The 16,800-nt window shown below is 39.6% G+C and carries 17 protein-coding genes; 14 read left to right on the top strand and 3 right to left on the bottom strand.

What is annotated here, in order from left to right:
- Positions 1–63 precede the first annotated feature (63 nt).
- The 4 genes from thrS to rplT all read left to right on the top strand — a co-directional run bounded on the left by thrS (position 64) and on the right by rplT (position 3,392).
- Positions 64–1,974 (top strand): threonine--tRNA ligase, encoded by a 1,911-nt coding sequence (thrS, locus tag S4054249_RS11400; RefSeq protein ID WP_039609951.1) that lies wholly within the window; start codon positions 64–66, stop codon positions 1,972–1,974.
- Between the two features lie 61 nt (positions 1,975–2,035).
- Positions 2,036–2,599 carry a translation initiation factor IF-3 gene (infC, locus tag S4054249_RS11395; protein WP_080928296.1) on the top strand — a complete coding sequence of 188 codons (564 nt, stop codon included), beginning with the start codon at positions 2,036–2,038 and terminating at the stop codon, positions 2,597–2,599.
- A 217-nt stretch (positions 2,600–2,816) separates the two neighbouring features.
- A complete protein-coding gene (gene rpmI, locus S4054249_RS11390; RefSeq protein ID WP_023398350.1) occupies positions 2,817–3,017 on the top strand; it encodes a 50S ribosomal protein L35 in 201 nt (66 codons plus the stop codon).
- A 15-nt stretch (positions 3,018–3,032) separates the two neighbouring features.
- Positions 3,033–3,392 (top strand): 50S ribosomal protein L20, encoded by a 360-nt coding sequence (gene rplT, locus S4054249_RS11385; RefSeq protein ID WP_023398349.1) that lies wholly within the window; start codon positions 3,033–3,035, stop codon positions 3,390–3,392.
- A gap of 109 nt (positions 3,393–3,501) precedes the next feature.
- Here rplT and S4054249_RS11380 read toward each other — a convergent pair whose 3' ends face one another.
- Entirely contained in the window at positions 3,502–4,329 is an 828-nt protein-coding gene (locus S4054249_RS11380) for an SDR family oxidoreductase (RefSeq protein WP_046355056.1), read from the bottom strand.
- Positions 4,330–4,470: 141 nt separating this feature from the next.
- On the opposite strand from S4054249_RS11380, the gene S4054249_RS11375 reads away from it, so the two are divergent.
- From S4054249_RS11375 to S4054249_RS11355, 5 genes are all read left to right on the top strand, one after another.
- Positions 4,471–6,261 (top strand): M14 family metallopeptidase, encoded by a 1,791-nt coding sequence (locus S4054249_RS11375; RefSeq protein ID WP_419555180.1) that lies wholly within the window; start codon positions 4,471–4,473, stop codon positions 6,259–6,261.
- Between the two features lies 1 nt (position 6,262).
- Complete coding sequence (locus S4054249_RS11370; protein WP_046355058.1) at positions 6,263–6,904, top strand: MBL fold metallo-hydrolase; 642 nt, start codon at positions 6,263–6,265, stop codon at positions 6,902–6,904.
- Positions 6,905–6,951: 47 nt separating this feature from the next.
- Complete coding sequence (locus tag S4054249_RS11365; RefSeq protein WP_023398345.1) at positions 6,952–7,413, top strand: Lrp/AsnC family transcriptional regulator; 462 nt, start codon at positions 6,952–6,954, stop codon at positions 7,411–7,413.
- A 112-nt stretch (positions 7,414–7,525) separates the two neighbouring features.
- Positions 7,526–9,082 (top strand): SulP family inorganic anion transporter, encoded by a 1,557-nt coding sequence (locus S4054249_RS11360; protein WP_046355059.1) that lies wholly within the window; start codon positions 7,526–7,528, stop codon positions 9,080–9,082.
- Between the two features lie 161 nt (positions 9,083–9,243).
- On the top strand, positions 9,244–9,666 hold the full coding sequence (locus S4054249_RS11355) for a cupin domain-containing protein (protein ID WP_046355060.1): 423 nt from the start codon (positions 9,244–9,246) through the stop codon (positions 9,664–9,666).
- Between the two features lie 29 nt (positions 9,667–9,695).
- On the opposite strand, the gene S4054249_RS11350 is transcribed toward S4054249_RS11355, so the two are convergent.
- A complete protein-coding gene (locus S4054249_RS11350; RefSeq protein ID WP_046355074.1) occupies positions 9,696–10,592 on the bottom strand; it encodes a LysR family transcriptional regulator in 897 nt (298 codons plus the stop codon).
- A 134-nt stretch (positions 10,593–10,726) separates the two neighbouring features.
- Between S4054249_RS11350 and S4054249_RS11345 the strand changes: the two genes are divergently transcribed.
- From S4054249_RS11345 to S4054249_RS11325, 5 genes are all read left to right on the top strand, one after another.
- Complete coding sequence (locus S4054249_RS11345; RefSeq protein ID WP_046355061.1) at positions 10,727–11,272, top strand: cytochrome b; 546 nt, start codon at positions 10,727–10,729, stop codon at positions 11,270–11,272.
- Positions 11,273–11,311: 39 nt separating this feature from the next.
- The gene (locus S4054249_RS11340) at positions 11,312–11,887 is read left to right on the top strand and encodes a YceI family protein (RefSeq protein WP_046355062.1); all 576 of its coding nucleotides are present in this window, start codon (positions 11,312–11,314) and stop codon (positions 11,885–11,887) included.
- 395 nt (positions 11,888–12,282) lie between these two features.
- The gene (locus S4054249_RS11335; RefSeq protein ID WP_052960889.1) at positions 12,283–12,645 is read left to right on the top strand and encodes a hypothetical protein; all 363 of its coding nucleotides are present in this window, start codon (positions 12,283–12,285) and stop codon (positions 12,643–12,645) included.
- A gap of 594 nt (positions 12,646–13,239) precedes the next feature.
- The gene (locus tag S4054249_RS11330) at positions 13,240–13,887 is read left to right on the top strand and encodes a hypothetical protein (RefSeq protein WP_046355063.1); all 648 of its coding nucleotides are present in this window, start codon (positions 13,240–13,242) and stop codon (positions 13,885–13,887) included.
- 138 nt (positions 13,888–14,025) lie between these two features.
- Complete coding sequence (locus S4054249_RS11325) at positions 14,026–14,925, top strand: phosphatidylinositol-specific phospholipase C (RefSeq protein ID WP_046355064.1); 900 nt, start codon at positions 14,026–14,028, stop codon at positions 14,923–14,925.
- A gap of 457 nt (positions 14,926–15,382) precedes the next feature.
- Here the strand turns inward: S4054249_RS11325 and S4054249_RS11320 are convergent, their stop codons facing one another.
- The gene (locus tag S4054249_RS11320) at positions 15,383–16,495 is read right to left on the bottom strand and encodes a hypothetical protein (protein ID WP_046355065.1); all 1,113 of its coding nucleotides are present in this window, start codon (positions 16,493–16,495) and stop codon (positions 15,383–15,385) included.
- Between the last annotated feature and the right edge of the window lie 305 nt (positions 16,496–16,800).

Raw genomic sequence — 16,800 nt, 5'->3', positions numbered from 1 at the left:
TTAAAATTGATTATAGATACATGTGACGCGGCGTAGGTGTCACCACTGTAAATAGGATTAAAAATGCCAGTAATTACTCTTCCTGACGGCAGTCAGCGTATTTTCGAAAACCCTGTTTCTACTCTTGATGTTGCTAAAGACATCGGCCCTGGTCTTGCTAAAGCGACCATTGCTGGTCGTGTCAATGGCGAGCGTGTAGATGCATGCGACATCATTGAACAAGATGCCAATCTTGAAATCATTACCGCAAAAGACGAAGACGGTTTAGAGATCATTCGTCACTCATGTGCGCACTTAATTGGCCACGCGGTAAAACAGCTCTTCCCAGAAGCTAAGATGGCGATAGGTCCAACCATCGATAATGGTTTCTACTATGATATCGACATGGAGCATTCATTAACTCAAGAAGATCTTGATGCAATTGAAAAGCGCATGTTGCAGCTTGCTAAAACAAACTATGATGTTGTTAAAAAGAAAGTAAGCTGGCAAGAAGCGAGAGACACGTTTGAATCTCGTGGTGAAACTTACAAGATGGAAATCCTTGACGAAAACGTTGCTAAAGATGATCGTCCAGGCCTATACCACCACGAAGAATACATTGATATGTGTCGTGGTCCTCACGTGCCAAACATGAAATTCTGTCAACACTTCAAAATTATGAAGGTTGCAGGCGCATATTGGCGTGGTAATGCAGATAACAAAATGCTTCAACGTATCTATGGTACAGCTTGGGCAGATAAAAAGCAGTTAAAGGCTTACCTAAAGCGTTTAGAAGAAGCTGAAAAACGTGACCACCGTAAAATTGGTAAAGCGCTAGATTTATGGCATTGGCAAGAAGAAGCGCCAGGCATGGTATTTTGGCATAACGACGGTTGGAGTATTTATCGCGAGCTAGAAGACTTTGTTCGTGAAAAATTACGTGAATACGACTACGAAGAAGTAAAGGGTCCATTGATGATGGACAGAGGGCTTTGGGAAAAGTCTGGTCACTGGGATAAGTATTCAGATGCAATGTTCACAACTGAATCTGAGAAGCGTGAATATGCAATCAAACCAATGAACTGCCCAGGTCACGTACAAATCTTCAACCAAGGCTTGAAATCATACCGTGATCTACCACTGCGTATGGCTGAGTTCGGTTGTTGTCACCGTAATGAGCCGTCAGGCGCTCTACACGGCCTAATGCGTGTCCGTGGATTTACTCAAGATGACGCCCATGTATTCTGTACAGAAGAGCAGATCATGGATGAAGTTTCATCTTGTATTAAAATGGTCTACGATACGTATGAAACATTTGGTTTTGAAAAGATAGTTGTAAAACTGTCTACTCGTCCAGAAAAACGTATCGGTGAAGACGAAATGTGGGACAAAGCTGAAGCTGCACTTGCTGAAGCGCTTAAGTCTAACGACATTGAGTTTGAATACCTGCCGGGCGAAGGTGCGTTCTATGGACCTAAGATTGAGTTCACATTGTACGATTGCCTAGAGCGAGCTTGGCAATGTGGTACAGTACAGCTAGACTTTGCGTTACCGGGTCGTTTGGGCGCGACATATGTCGCTGAAAACAACGAGCGTAAAACGCCTGTTATGATCCACCGTGCGATTTTGGGTTCAATTGAACGTTTCATCGGTATTTTAACTGAAGAGTATGCAGGTTTCTTCCCAACATGGTTAGCACCAAAGCAGGTTGTGATCATGAATATCACGGATAAACAGGCAGATTATGTCCAAGAAGTTGTGCAAAAGCTAAATAAACTTGGAATAAGAGCTTGTGCTGACTTGAGAAATGAGAAGATTGGCTTTAAAATTCGCGAGCATACTTTAAAACGTATACCTTATTTACTTGTTGTAGGCGATAAAGAAGTCGAACAACAAGAGCTAGCAGTAAGAACACGCAAGGGTGAAGACCTTGGCAAATTCTCTGTAGATGATTTTGTTGCTAAAATTAGCGAAGAAATTAAAAACAGAGTTTAATTTTTGAAACCCGTGCGGCAAACATATCTACAATAGTGCCGCACGTTTAATTTTGGATTTTTTGGAGGAACGTACCATTAGAGGCGGCAAAAAAGGGCAAACTACTGCTCAAAAGAATCGTATCAATGATGAAATCACAGCGAAAGAAGTTCGCTTAATCGATGCTGAAGGTGAGCAAGCGGGCATTGTCTCTACGAGAGATGCGCTAGCGCAAGCAGAAAGCGCAGGTTTAGACCTTGTTGAAATCAGTCCAAACGCTGAGCCACCAGTGGCTAAGGTAATGGACTATGGTAAGTTCGTTTTTGAAAAAGCAAAATTACAAAAAGAACAGAAGAAAAAGCAAAAACAGATCCAGGTTAAAGAGATTAAATTCCGCCCTGGCACTGACGAAGGTGACTATCAAGTTAAACTTCGTAACTTGCGCAAGTTCTTAGAAGGTGGCGACAAGGCGAAAATCACCATCCGTTTCCGTGGTCGTGAAATGGCTCACCAAGAAATCGCAATCAGCATGCTTAATCGCTTAAAAGCAGATTTGGAAGAAATCGCTCAAGTTGAGTCTTTCCCAAATCGTGTTGAAGGTCGCCAGATGGTTATGATGATGGCACCTATTGCAAAAAAAGCATAAGTCAGGCATAATTCGCGCCGATTTTTGAAAGAATTTGGCACAGGTATAAAAAAGTACTTAGATTTTCAATCTAAAGTCACCTGTGTTGACCGGTAATAAGTAGGCTGTATGTTTACATTCAGCTTCGCCGGAATAGGGTGTAAGTTGGGCCTTAAAAGTGATGTTCGCATCCGCCTACTTGCATATATTAAACGCAATATCATTTGGAGTTATTGCAATGGCTTATAAGCTAAAAACACACAGAGGTGCTGCAAAGCGCTTCAAAAAGACTGCTTCAGGCGGTTACAAGCGTAAACAGTCGCATCTTCGTCACATCCTGACTAAGAAGTCTTCTAAGCGTAAACTACACCTACGTGCTAAGTCTATGGTTCATAAGAATGACCTAGGCCTTATCGATCGTATGTTACCATTCGCTTAATAGAGGATATCAGAAATGGCAAGAGTTAAACGCGGTGTTATCGCACGTGCACGTCACAAAAAAGTATTAAAGCAAGCTAAAGGTTACTACGGAGCACGTTCACGTGTTTACCGCGTAGCGTTCCAAGCTGTAACTAAAGCTGGTCAATATGCATACCGTGACCGTCGCGCTAAGAAACGTACTTTCCGTCAACTATGGATTGCACGTATCAATGCTGCAGCACGTCAAAACGGCCTATCTTACAGCCGCTTCATTAACGGCCTTAAAAAGTCGTCAATTGAAATCGATCGTAAGATCCTAGCTGATATCGCAGTATACGACCAAGTAGCTTTCACTGCTCTAGTAGAGAAAGCAAAAGAAGGTCTTGCAGCTTAATTTTTTTGATTAAGTAAAGCGATGTTAAAAAGGAGCCTATGGCTCCTTTTTTAGTTTTTGCTTGTTAAGTTTATCCCATCGTAGAAACTTATTATTATACACGCCATCATCAGGGATTTTTCAGCAGTAATTTGTCTAACCAATTTGTACTTAAAATGCGTTTCAAGTAACCCATCAAATAAGTTGGAAAAGTAACGTAATATCTTGCTTTAGCATTTGGCGCTTCAATGGCATGTATCAATTTATCGTAAACAGCCTCAGGACCCAGCGTAAATTTTTGCGGCGCGGTTTGCGCTTTGAGCCTGGTTAATTGCGCTTGATATTCATCTTTATGATGACTGGATTCAATATCAATATGTTGTTCAAATGCCTGTCGGGCATTTTTTCTAAAGTCAGATAAGATAGGTCCTGGCTCAATGAGACTAATTTGTATATTGGTATCTACAAGCTCCATTCTGAGGGTGTCGGTAAGGCCTTCCAATGCGAATTTACTGGCGTTGTATGCACCGCGATAAGGCAGCGCAACTAAGCCTAAAACAGAAGAGTTTTGGATGATCCTACCTTGTCCTTGTACTCTCATATGCGCGACAGCGAGGCGGGTTAGAGTATGCCAACCAAAAAAATTAACTTCAAATTGTTGCCTTAACACCTCTGTTGGTAAGTCTTCTACCGCACCCGGTTGACCATATGCTCCGTTGTTAAACAGTATATCGAGTTTTCCGTCACATAAGTCAAGTGCCTGTTGGAATCCTTGGTTTATTGACGCATCGTCAGCTAAATCGAGTAAAATACATGGTATGTTGAGCTTTTCAAATTGTGAGCGGTGTTTTGGGTCTCTAACAGAGGCGATAACTTTGTACCCGGATTTATACAGTGTTTTTGCACAATACAATCCTATACCTGTCGAGCATCCTGTGATTAAAATACTTTTACTCATTGGTTTCGTTAAACTTTCCTTAAGTTGATCGCATTTTAGTGCGTTTAACTGTGAATTTTTGTTGAATCACCGCACATTGTAAGCTGTTAAATAAAATATTGATATAATCATCTTTATACAAAAAAGACACAAAGAATGTTTATGAGTTTAGGTATTGTTCTGCTTTCCGCAACGCTTAATTTGAATAGTCATCTCCCTCCATTGCAACTTTGGCAAGGTCAAAGTGAAAATTTAATGCAACAAGAAGGACCTCTGACAACAGACTTTGAGTTAAGTGGTGGATTGTCGTCTCCGAATTATCAACAAACAAATGCATTTATAAAGCGTTTAGTCGCATCTAACCCTACGCAGTTCAAGTCGGTAAAAATTGGTGTGAGCGATCAGGGCAGAAATATTAATATGCTGTTAGCTGTTGAAGATAGCCAATTTTCACCAGCGATGATGAAAAATAATAATAAACCGACATTATTGATCCAAGCGGGCATCCACGCTGGTGAAATTGACGGTAAAGATGCCATGTTTATGCTACTTAGAGATATTGCTACAGGAAAGCGCCGTGATATCTTGAGTAAAGTAAACATTTTGTTTATTCCAATATTGAACGTAGATGGTCACGAAAGAAGTAGTGAGTTTAATCGTATAAACCAACGTGGCCCCGTGACCATGGGCTTTAGAACAAACTCGAAAAACTTAAATTTAAACCGTGACTACACCAAGCTAGACACACCAGGTGTACGTTCAGTACTACAAGTAATTAATGATTACTCCCCAGCGTTGTACGTAGATGTGCACGTCACAGATGGTGCTGATTACCAGTATGACGTAACCTATGGATTCAATCCGAGTTTTGCCAGTGAATCACCTGCAATAGCACAAGTTTTAGAAGAACAATTTACGCCAACTATTGATCAAAAGCTGACAAAAAATGGTCATATTCCTGGTCCGCTTATATTTGTGATGGATAAACGTGATCTTGAGAAAGGTTTGGCGGGGTGGGTTGCGTCACCGAGATTTTCAAATGGTTGGGGAGATATCAAAGGGTTACCAACTATTTTGGTTGAAAACCACTCCTTGAAGCCATATAAACAGCGTGTATTAGGCACTTATGTCTTTATAGATGGTGTGATTGATGCGCTAGCACATCATCATAAAGATTTACATAACGCAGTGGAAACTGAAAAGCAGTCTCACCCTAAAGAGCTTGTTGTTTCAAGATCTTATAGCCAACAGCCTGATTATGTAAATTTCAAGGGCATTAAGTATAAAAGCTTTGAAAGTGCGCTGTCTGGGCATAAAGAAGTAAAATATCTTGGCGAGCCAATTAACTATGATAAGTTGCCTGTTTATTGGCAGAAAGACGTCAAAACGACTGTGCAAGTTCCTGAGGCGTTTTACATTCCTCCACAATATACTGATTTAGTGGATAAACTAAAACTACATGGTGTCGAGGTTGAAACACTTGCAACAGGCACATCATTAGCCGCTTTAACACAGCTGACGGTCGATAAACACAGCTTCGCTAAAACGCCATTTGAAGGGCGTTTTAGAGTAGAAGCAACATTCAAATCTAGCGTGTTAGATGAAGAAGTTTCTCTTTCTGGGTGGACTAAAGTTTCTACAAAACAAGCATACTCTGAATTAGTAACACATTTGCTTTACCCTGCGGCCCCAGACTCATTTTTCGCATGGGGAGACTTCCATAGTATTTTCCAGCGTACAGAATATGTTGAAAATTATGCACTTGAGCCATATGCTAGGAAGATGTTAAAAGAGAGTCCTAAGCTTGCTTTGGCATTTGATAAAAAGATCCGTGAGGATAAAAACTTTGCTAAAAGTGATAAACAAAGGCTTGAATGGCTGTATGAAAAAACACCATACTATGATAAAGCATATTTGAAGTATCCGATTTTAATGTCGTATACGGGGCAGTAACATGAAAGTTTTAACAATACCTGTAACGCCGTTTATGCAAAACTGTCGAGTTATCGCTTGCGAGTCTACGGGAAAAGCTGCCATAGTAGATCCCGGTGGTGATGCTGACAAAATTATTGCAGTTGTGAAGCAGCATAACCTTGATGTAGATCTAGTTTTGCTTACACATGGTCACTTGGATCATGTGGGTGTCAGTGAGGCACTTGCCAAACAATTTAATGTAGACATTGTTGGCCCTCATATCGATGATACGTTTTGGCTAGATGGTTTACCTATGCAGGCGCAGATGTTTGGATTCGCGCCACATGACTCATTTTTGCCTCACCATTGGTTAAACGAAGGTGATGTTGTTGAGCTTGGCGAGTTGAGATTGCAAGTGCGGCATTGTCCAGGCCATACACCCGGACATGTTGTTTTTTATGAACCTGCAAGTGCGACAGTACTGGTTGGTGATGTGCTGTTTAAAGGTTCAGTGGGGCGTACTGATTTTCCTAAAGGAGATGCCTCACAACTTAAGCACGCTATTAAAACAAAGCTTTTTACCTTGGATGATGAAACTCGGGTATTGAGTGGTCACGGAGAAGATACCACTATAGGGTACGAGAAGCGTAATAACCCATTTATGAGCGGTCGCTTTGGGTAGCGCTACGTGAATAGCGTAAAATTTAACATTAAAATATAAAGAAAAATATGTCATTAAATCAAGTTGATCGTCAGATACTAGCGTTGTTACAGCAAGATGCAAGTTTGTCTACTGCAGAAATTGCAGACAAAGTAGGATTATCACAATCTCCTTGTTGGAGACGCATCGCTAAATTGGAACAAGATGGGTTCATAAAAGGGAAAGTTGCGCTGTTGGACGAAAAGCAACTTGGCTTCGATATGTTAGTGTATGCCCATGTAAAGTTATCGAACCATGGTCGCAGCAATCTTGCTGAATTTGAAAAATTGATCATGAGTTATGATGAAGTCACTGAGTGCTACACTATGGCTGGCACAATGGACTTCATGCTTAGGATCGTTTCTAAGGGAATCGAAGGGTATGAACTATTTGTTCGTGACAATTTATTGAATCTAGAATATGTACAAGAAGTTCACTCTAATGTGACCATGACGTGCGTTAAGCGTTCAACTGCCTTACCAATTATATAGTGTCATACAGGCATCTCAATTTAACACTATAATGTATCATGTTTGTTAAAAGCGCTGGATTTTGATAGGATCCAGCGCTTTTCTGTCGTAGTAAAAACACTTGGGGATATAAATGTTTAATCTTATAGGCAAAGCACCAAGCTCTGCTAAGAACGACGTGCTTTCTGGTTTAACTGTTGCGTTAGCATTGGTACCAGAAGCGGTCGCATTCGCATTTGTTGCACAAGTCGACCCATTGGTTGGTTTGTATGCAGCATTTATCGTTGGATTGATCACGTCGATTTTTGGTGGTCGTCCAGGAATGATTTCAGGTGCAACCGGTGCACTTGCAGTAGTTATGGTAAGCCTTGTGGTTGAACATGGCGTTGAATACCTCTTCGCCACTGTATTATTGATGGGTATTTTACAGATATTAGCGGGTATCTTTAAGTTAGGTAAGTTTATCCGAATGGTTCCGCATCCCGTTATGCTTGGCTTTGTCAATGGCTTGGCTATTGTCATTTTCTTAGCCCAGTTAGGTCAATTCAAGGTTATGGATGAGTCAGGGACACTTCAGTGGATGCAAGGCTCTGAGCTGTATATCATGGCGGGTTTAGTGGCTTTAACTATGGCAATTATTCATTTCCTTCCAAAGCTGACAACGGCCGTGCCGTCAAGCTTAGCGGCTATTCTAGTGGTGACGGGTATTGTAATTGGCTTTGATTTAGATGCACGTAACGTACTTGATTACCTAAAAGATATGAGCGGCAATGCAGATGCAACAATCGCTGGTGGTTTCCCTGCATTCCATATCCCTGATGTACCATGGAATCTTGAGACGCTTAAAATTATCTTTCCGTATGCACTGATCTTGGCTGCCATTGGTCTAATTGAATCACTACTGACATTAACACTGATTGATGAAATCACAGAAACACGCGGTAACAGTAACCGTGAATGTGTTGGCCAAGGTGCTGCAAACGTAACATGTGGTGTGTTTGGTGCAATGGGTGGTTGTGCGATGATTGGTCAATCTATGATTAACATTAATTCTGGTGGTCGTAGCAGACTGTCTGGCATTACCGCAGCATTATTATTACTAGGCTTCATTTTATTTGCGGCAAGTTTAATTGAGATGATCCCACTTGCTGCACTTGTCGGTGTGATGTTTATGGTTGTACTTGGCACATTTGAATGGTCAAGCTTTCGTTTAATGAAGCGTATTCCCAAGAGTGACGCGTTTGTGATTGTATTGGTATCAGGTGTGACTGTGATCACTGACCTGGCCATTGCGGTATGTGTGGGTGTAATTGTCTCAGCGCTTGTATTTGCTTGGGAGCATGCGAAGCACATTTACACTAATAACTATATTGATGATGAAGGTTCTAAAGTATACGAACTACACGGCCCATTATTCTTCGGTTCAGTGAAAAACTTCACAGAATTGTTTGATGTTCCAAACGATCCAGACGACGTAATTGTTGAGTTTAAACATAGCCGCGTTGCGGATCACAGTGCCATTGAGGCCATTGATGCGCTAGCTGAGAAATACACTAAAGCAGGTAAAAAACTGCACTTACGTCACTTAAGTGAGGACTGTAAGCAGTTACTTGATAATGCATCAGACTTGGTTGAAATCAACGTGATTGAAGACCCTAAATACAAAGTGGCTTCAGACAAACTAGCCTAAGTATTAATGGATTAGACTAGCCCGCTATATGCGGGCTTTTTTATTGTTGTTACTTACTATATCGACATTGTTTTGGCAGTTGATAGTAGTTATTACACGTATACATGCTTGAAGCTATGGTCTACAGTAGCGTCTAATCGAATAATAAAAAAGCTCAAGTTATGAAAACGAAACTCACACTCTGTATTTTTGCTTTGACGTGTTTGCTCAGTGGTAATGCCATTGCTGATAGTAACGAAGTGACAGTAAAAACGTTAACTAAAACATCGCAAAGCTGGGATGGCACACCTTTACCCGCATATCCTCAAGGCAAGCCTGAAATTACATTGCTAGACATTCATATTCCATCAGGTACAGAGTTGCCGCTACATCTTCACCCAGTCATTAACGCAGGAGTTGTGTTATCTGGGGAATTACATGTCACCAAAAAAAGTGGTGAGCAGCTCATTCTTAAGTCAGGTGATCCGATCGTTGAGCTTGTAAACCAATGGCATAAGGGTAAAGCTGTGGGCGAAGAAGATGTCCGTATTATCGTATTTTATGCCGGTGAGCAGGGTAAAGAAATCACTGTGAAAAAACACTAACCAACTACATTTGATGGAAGACGAAGCACTCATTCTACGGATAAGTGCTGAGTGTGCGCAACCAAGTACTCATAAAGTGCACGTATTTTAGCATTTTGCTTGAGATCTTTGTGGTAGGTATACCAAAGTGCGCCAACGTTCTCAGTACAAAGGAGTGGGCAACCATCTAATCTCACTAAATTTGGGTACTTGATTGCGTCATTTTCAGATAGCGGCCCTATGCCCATACCGCTGACAACTGCTGATTGTATATCCGAAAATTGATTGCTGGTGTACACAATGCTGTCATTTTTTAAGCGTTTGATCACTTGGTTGATAAACGGAATATGATGTTTTGAGCTATCAGGCATGAGCCAATGAAATTGATTAAACTCATCTTCACATTGTGGCAAGCCATATTCTGACATGTACTCTTTTGATGCAAAGTAAGAAATTTTCAAAGAGATCACATGCTTAGCAATTAAATCAGGCTCTTTTGGCTCAGGGCCTGCCCGTAATGAAACATGAATATTGCCACTTTGCGGCGGGATCACCTCATCGGTGGCCAGGAGTTCTATCCTGACTTTGGGGTATTGTTTTCTGAACTGTTGCATTGCTGGTGCCAACAGTGCAGAGTAAGAAGTCACCGTTGTGATGCGAATTTTGCCGCTAAAGTCTTGCTGAATGCTCTGGAGTTTGTCTTCTAAAGCAATAAACTGGATGTCGAGATCATCGAGTGTTTCACTCATTATTTGGCCTGCGTCAGTAAGCTGATATCCTCTTTGATGGCGGATAAACAAAGTTACATTGAGTGCGTCTTCCAAGCGATTGATATGTCGCAATACGGTAGTATGGTTGCATTTTAAGATAGTCGCAGCCTTTGCAAGTGAGCCTGCTTTGGCAACGGTATGAGCGACTTTAAAATCGTCCCAATTCAATTTCTGCATAAATATAATATTTTTCACTTCGTCTAGATCTTGAGTATATATTTTTTTGCACAATAGTTCTTTAATTTGTGCACTACTCAATGTCACTTAGGCACGGTAACCTAGTCTCAGTTTTTCAAAGGTGTGATTTGTATATGCTAAAAAATAGCGTTCAGGGTTATGGTTGGGTAAGCATCGCCGTGCATTGGCTCATGGCCGTGGCCATCTTTTTTATGTTTGGTCTTGGATTGTATATGGTGGAGCTAACCTATTATGACGCTTGGTATAAAGGGTCATTAGATTTACATAAATCGATGGGTATCATATTGATGGGAGTGTGGTTCTTCAGATTGGTGTGGCGACAGCTAAATACAAAACCAAAAGCGTTACCCGGACCAAAGTTAGAACAGATTGCTGCGAGAGTAGGGCATCAGTTTTTATACATTTTGATGTTACTTCTATTACTCAGTGGTTACTTTATCTCAACCGCAGATGGCAGGCCGATAAGTGTATTTGAATTGTTTGAAATCCCAGCGCTGCCTTGGTCTTTTGACAACCAAGAGGACATTGTAGGTGACATACACTTTTGGTTGGCGTGGAGTTTAATCGGATTTGTGGCAGTGCACGTGTTAGCTGCATTGAAACACCAATTTATCAATAAAGACGGCGGCTTAAGTCGTATTTTAAAAGTATCAAAATAACGTATTTTAAATTATTAATAGAATATTTAAGGGCAAATTATGAAAAAGGGTATCGTGAGTGCGGTGTTAGCGACAGGTCTACTTATGGCTGGAACAGCGAATGCTGCCGAGTACAAAGTAGATAAAGCTGGTGCACATGCATTCATCAATTTTAAAATTAAGCACCTAGGCTACAGCTGGCTAACAGGCAGATTCAATGACTTTGATGGTAAATTTAGCTATGACAAAAATAAGCCAAATGAGTCTAAAATCGATATTGTGATAAACACGGCAAGTATTGACTCAAACCATGCTGAGCGAGATAAGCACCTACGTGGTAAAGACTTTTTAAACGTAAAGAAATTCCCACAAGCAACGTTTGAAAGCACCAAGTATGAGCAAGTAAACGACAAAGAAGCCAAGCTTACAGGCTTATTAGAGTTGAACGGTGTAAAAAGAACCATTACATTCCCAGTTGAAAAAATTGGCGAAGGGCAAGATCCTTGGGGCGGCTACCGTGTTGGTTTTTCTGGTGAAACATCTTTAAAACTGAAAGACTTTGGTATCGACTATAACTTAGGGCCTGCATCGACACACGTCACGCTTGAATTGCATATTGAAGGCATTCGCCTTTAAGTCTAACTTAAGCGCATTAAATAATTTGGATCTGCTGATTTTGACAAGTAGTCACATTTGGTCCCAAAAGTGAGAGAGCCTCAGCAAAAGCTGAGGCTTTTTTGTGCGTTTTTATAGGGGGAGTGAAGTTTATAGACAGTTAAACGATAAGTACAAATATGGCTACGGATATCATCATAATGCGCAGTCACTATCACTTGGCTGTTAAAGTGAATAGATAAGATGCACTGAATTGGTCAGATAACGAGGTAATATCTAAATGGTAAAAGTTCTACAAGGGTAGCCCAATCATTGATAGGAAGCTAAACGGTGATATTCTTAGTGAGGTAGAGCTGTTACTTGTATCTGAATTAATAGAAAAGTGGCGGGTTAAGTTGTACGGCATCGGTTGGTATATGAAAAGCCTCAATGAGTTCATTGCAAAAGCAGCCAATACAGAAGACAACTGCACAGGTAAATACTGGGAAGGACGATATAAATCACAGGCCTTGCTAGATGAAACAGCATTGCTTAGCTGCATGGCCTATGTAGATTTAAACCCAATCAGATCAAACGTGACAAATACGCGAGAAGATAGAGACTTTACATCGATTCAAGAGTGCTTAATACACCTTAAAGACACCAAAAAATCAAGTTTAAATAGGGTAAAGAGCCACACCAAACAGCTCAAATCACTTAAATCGTTTGGCGCAAAAGAGCTTGGAAATACAATCCCCTTTTCGTTATTGGACTACTTTGAATTAATCGATTCATGTTAAACCCAAAAAGAAAGGGTGCATATCAAAGCATATGCCCAGTATCCAAGTATTATTGAAGATTGAATAAGGGAATTGGCTGAATAGGGTGCAAAATCATGGCAACCTCTATGGCAGCTTTGCTGGCCCGCAAAAGGGATTAAGAACGTATACGCGAGAAATGATGTGGGCCGGTATAAGGGGGTCGGTTAGTAAAAATTAGTTTTAGTCTTTCTTTACAACTTAAAGATTACTAGTTTATTAAAATGAAAATATTACTACTTAAAATTGATATTCACTCTAAGGTACTTTTTGATATTTATTAAGACGAGCATAAGCTCATTTTGAAATAATTACATTAATTTGATTTGCCGTTTTAGAGTGTGCCTGTCTTTTTCTCTTCCTTTTCTCTTTTCCCAAACAGAGTATTCTGACCCGCAGTAAACTTCTCAGATGTGTATAAATCGATTGTAAACTTCGATTTAGAGCATGCGGTAATAAAGTGTAATAGTGTTTGTCTCACTTCTTGCTAATAATTCTAGGCGTATCATCACTCAAGATAAGTTATTTACATTTAGTTAAGAATATTACATCAAAACAGAATAAGGATAAGAGAACATGACAAAGGTGCACGACAATAATTTTACCTTCAATCTTGAAGGGCTTTCTAGTGTTTCTTTCGAAGTTAAAGATTACAACATCACTCAAGGGCAACCATTTGATGGTGTTACTTGTGACGGCAGAACGCTTACCGTAAAGGCTGGACGCCATAATTCAAGTGAGGTAGCAGATTGGTTTAAAGCAAGAATCAACATCGGAGGCATAGCTAAAACCTATAGTAGCCACTCGCCATCAAGTCTTAACTTCGCTGTAACAGGTACTTTAACACTTAATATGAAAAATGGAGTCACCTATACTTTTGATGACTTCGTTTTAGGCCAAGGGCATTTTGCAAGTAGTAATAACTGGTGGATTGGATCCAAATACATGGTCGGCGTAACATGGAGTAATGTAGATCAACAGTACGCTATAGACTTAGTCTCGGATACATTAAGTCTTGAGGCTGATATCATTACAGAAGACCCTGTAGGGGCAGTTTTAGACAGCGCCAAGCTTATAGTTGATATTTTAAATAACCGCCAAGTTGGCTCAGGTTCAATCACGGCGAGAACAAGTGAATCAACAACTGCTGTCGAGCTGTTCTTATTCCAGATGGATAATTCTGACACGAATATCAATATGACAGGCCTTTACAAACGGCCATGAATTTTGTCCTCAAAAAAGTCAGTCAGTGAAGTGGGCAACTCAACGTCCGCTTGACTCCCTATTTCAGTTAAAAAATATCATTTTTTTAGATAATTACTTTTCAAACAACTCTTTTTGGACAGCGAGGGTAGAACGTTTATGGCATCTGTAAGCACAAAAAATTGGATGAGTACTCTTAGTGATGATTTAACATTAGATAAAATTTCTATACCAGGTACACATGATTCGGGAACTCAAAAAGCTCCCCCTGGAGCCGCAAGAACACAAAATTTTAATATTTACACTCAGCTAAATGATGGTATTCGGTTTCTTGATATCCGTGTAAAAACAAACAACTCAGAAGAAGAACCCTTGCGAATTTACCATGGAGACGTTACATGTAACCTTTCATTTGGCGCCGTCCTTAATGAATGCAAAAGTTTTCTTTTAGAGAATACGGATGAAACCATTGTCATGTTAATGAATGCAGCGACGAGTAGGGTTAAAAATGTACAAGAAAAGTTTGATTTTTATCTACAAAAAGAAGCTTTTAAAAACTTATTCTACTTGAAAACCAAAATACCAACATTACAAGAGTCGCGAGGAAAAATTATTTTGTTAAGGCGATTTGATGGCGATCTAGGTATAGATTTATCTAATGGTTGGCAAGATAATGCAACTTTTACCTTAATTACACCAGAATGCCAAAAATTTAGGATCGAGGATCAATATAACGAACATAATACGCATAAGAAAATGTCAGCTGTTCAATCCTTGATTGACAGTGCGGTTATGGATCCAGACGATGGTGATATGTATATTACTTACAATAGTATCGCATTTGCATCACATACCCCTTATCAATATGCATGGGGTGGAGGAGTTGGTAAAGTTGACCCGAAAATGAACCCTGGGCTAACAAGCTATCTAAGAGACAAACAAAAGGGCAGTAGGCTAGGTATTGTTGTGTTTGATTTTTATAATAACGAGGTTGGTAAGATTGATAACAAAAATATAGAGCTTATTATCAATAAAAATCATGATGTTTGTCTAAGTTGAGTGCTTGATATGTAAGGGGAAATTAATTAGGGGTAGACAGAAATAGTTTGTTTTTGGGTTTTTTTAACTTTAACTGATATAGGCTTTTATAATATGCCTGTCCCTTTTTATTTTTTGAACTCATAAATAATATAGATTTTTACTAAAATGTTATTTATGAATCTAGGTTTTAAGTTTTTTATCAATCGGGTTTATCATAATATAAAAATTTAATCTGTATTTTTTAATTTTATACATGCGATCCAGAATATTAGCTTAATAGATAAAAATATAAAGAAAACGTAGAGTTATAAAAATGCCCCAATCAGCTCATTTGTTACCTTCGTCAATTATTCACTTAAACGAAAGAGGCGAGCTTTGATTAAATCACAATCAAGTACAATAGAAATTAATTTATGACTAAAATACGTATTGTAGCATCCTGCTACAATACGTATGGGCTAATCGTACAATGCGATCACATCATACTAGTAATAATTACTGTAATAGCTATGTCAATTTCTTTTTTATTAATTTGGTAAAGCAAAGAACTTCGATGGTAAGTAAAGTCAGTATGCGACAAGTTTTTACCGTTGACCGCATAGATTCTATCAAAAGGTGTTGCTACATTTGACAAGTCAAATGCCACATCAGCGTCATTAACGTCTAGCGCCAAAGCACTTTCAGTGGTAATGAAAGTAGGTGTTTTGTTCCATGTCAGTAAATTTGTATGCTTAATAGTTACATTGTCTTTCTCCGACCCATCTGTTTTCCTTAAGAATGAGTTGACCATATGACCATCTATAGCATAAGAACCAGGTGCATTCTCCAATACATAACTAGTATAGTAGAAAGGCGCCTTATAATTCGGTGACGTTGTAGATGCCTTTAAGTCTTGTATCTCAAACGTATATTCTCTTTTCCCATATACTATGTAATTATTTTCAAACTTGGCCATCTCAGTGCCAAGGGGTAGCCCCTGAGAGGTACCTGTATAACTACCGTTTGAAAACGCAACGTTATAAGTGGACGGCATGCCTTGCCTATCTAGATCATTAAGGTAAGTATTGGCGTTGTCGCCAGTAACCAATAGGCTTTTAGCAACACCATCAGTCATATCCTTCAGTAATGCGTCCATCTCCTTTCTTCTTTTACTTACATCACAAGCTAAATCTACAGTCGTACTGCATAAATGATTTACGTCATCTAGACGACTTTTTATACGTGCAACTGTATGTATGAAAGAAGGTGGGATTATGGCCCCTTTATGTGGAGAATCAATAGAAATATAGTTAGCAAATTCGTGCTGATATGTTGAATCTTCAAAACGGTTAAGTGCTTTACGGCCTAAAATTCCCCCGTAACTGTAACCTATCATTGTACTATGGTAGTCACCCTGTTTATGTTGTGTTTCAACATAATGTATTAGCTGGCTTATGGCGTTTTCGATATTTTCATTGTATGTATTATAACCGATAAAGACAATGTCTTTACCTGCTTCTAATAGTGGCTTGAAGACATCTTTAAGTTTGAAAGTGGACCAGTATTTTTCGAGTTCATAAACGCTACTATTAATTCCTCCTGCTGACACACTCAGGCCGGAAATAAAGTATACAGGCTTGTCGAACTTACCATCTTTTGACTTTATTATATTTGCATGGGCAATAGGGTCGGTATCACATATAAGAGTTCCAAAACCACTAATTGGCTGGCAGATCTTTCTGTCAGAAATGTACCACTACATTATTCTCTTTTCCTTTTTATTTTGAATGTGATAAAAATGTTAAAAATAAAATGTGGGCGCCTGGCGTATAGTGCATAGGCTTATGCTCAGCTTATTTTTAGGGGGGTGATGTATCACAAAAGAGCTTTTGGGTTGTTAGTCAATTCATAGTT

The sequence above is a fragment of the Pseudoalteromonas luteoviolacea genome (assembly GCF_001750165.1).
Classification (GTDB): Bacteria; Pseudomonadota; Gammaproteobacteria; order Enterobacterales; family Alteromonadaceae; genus Pseudoalteromonas; species Pseudoalteromonas luteoviolacea_G.
The sequence above is the reverse complement of the archived record's forward strand: the minus strand, read 5'-3'. Positions and strand labels throughout refer to the sequence as shown.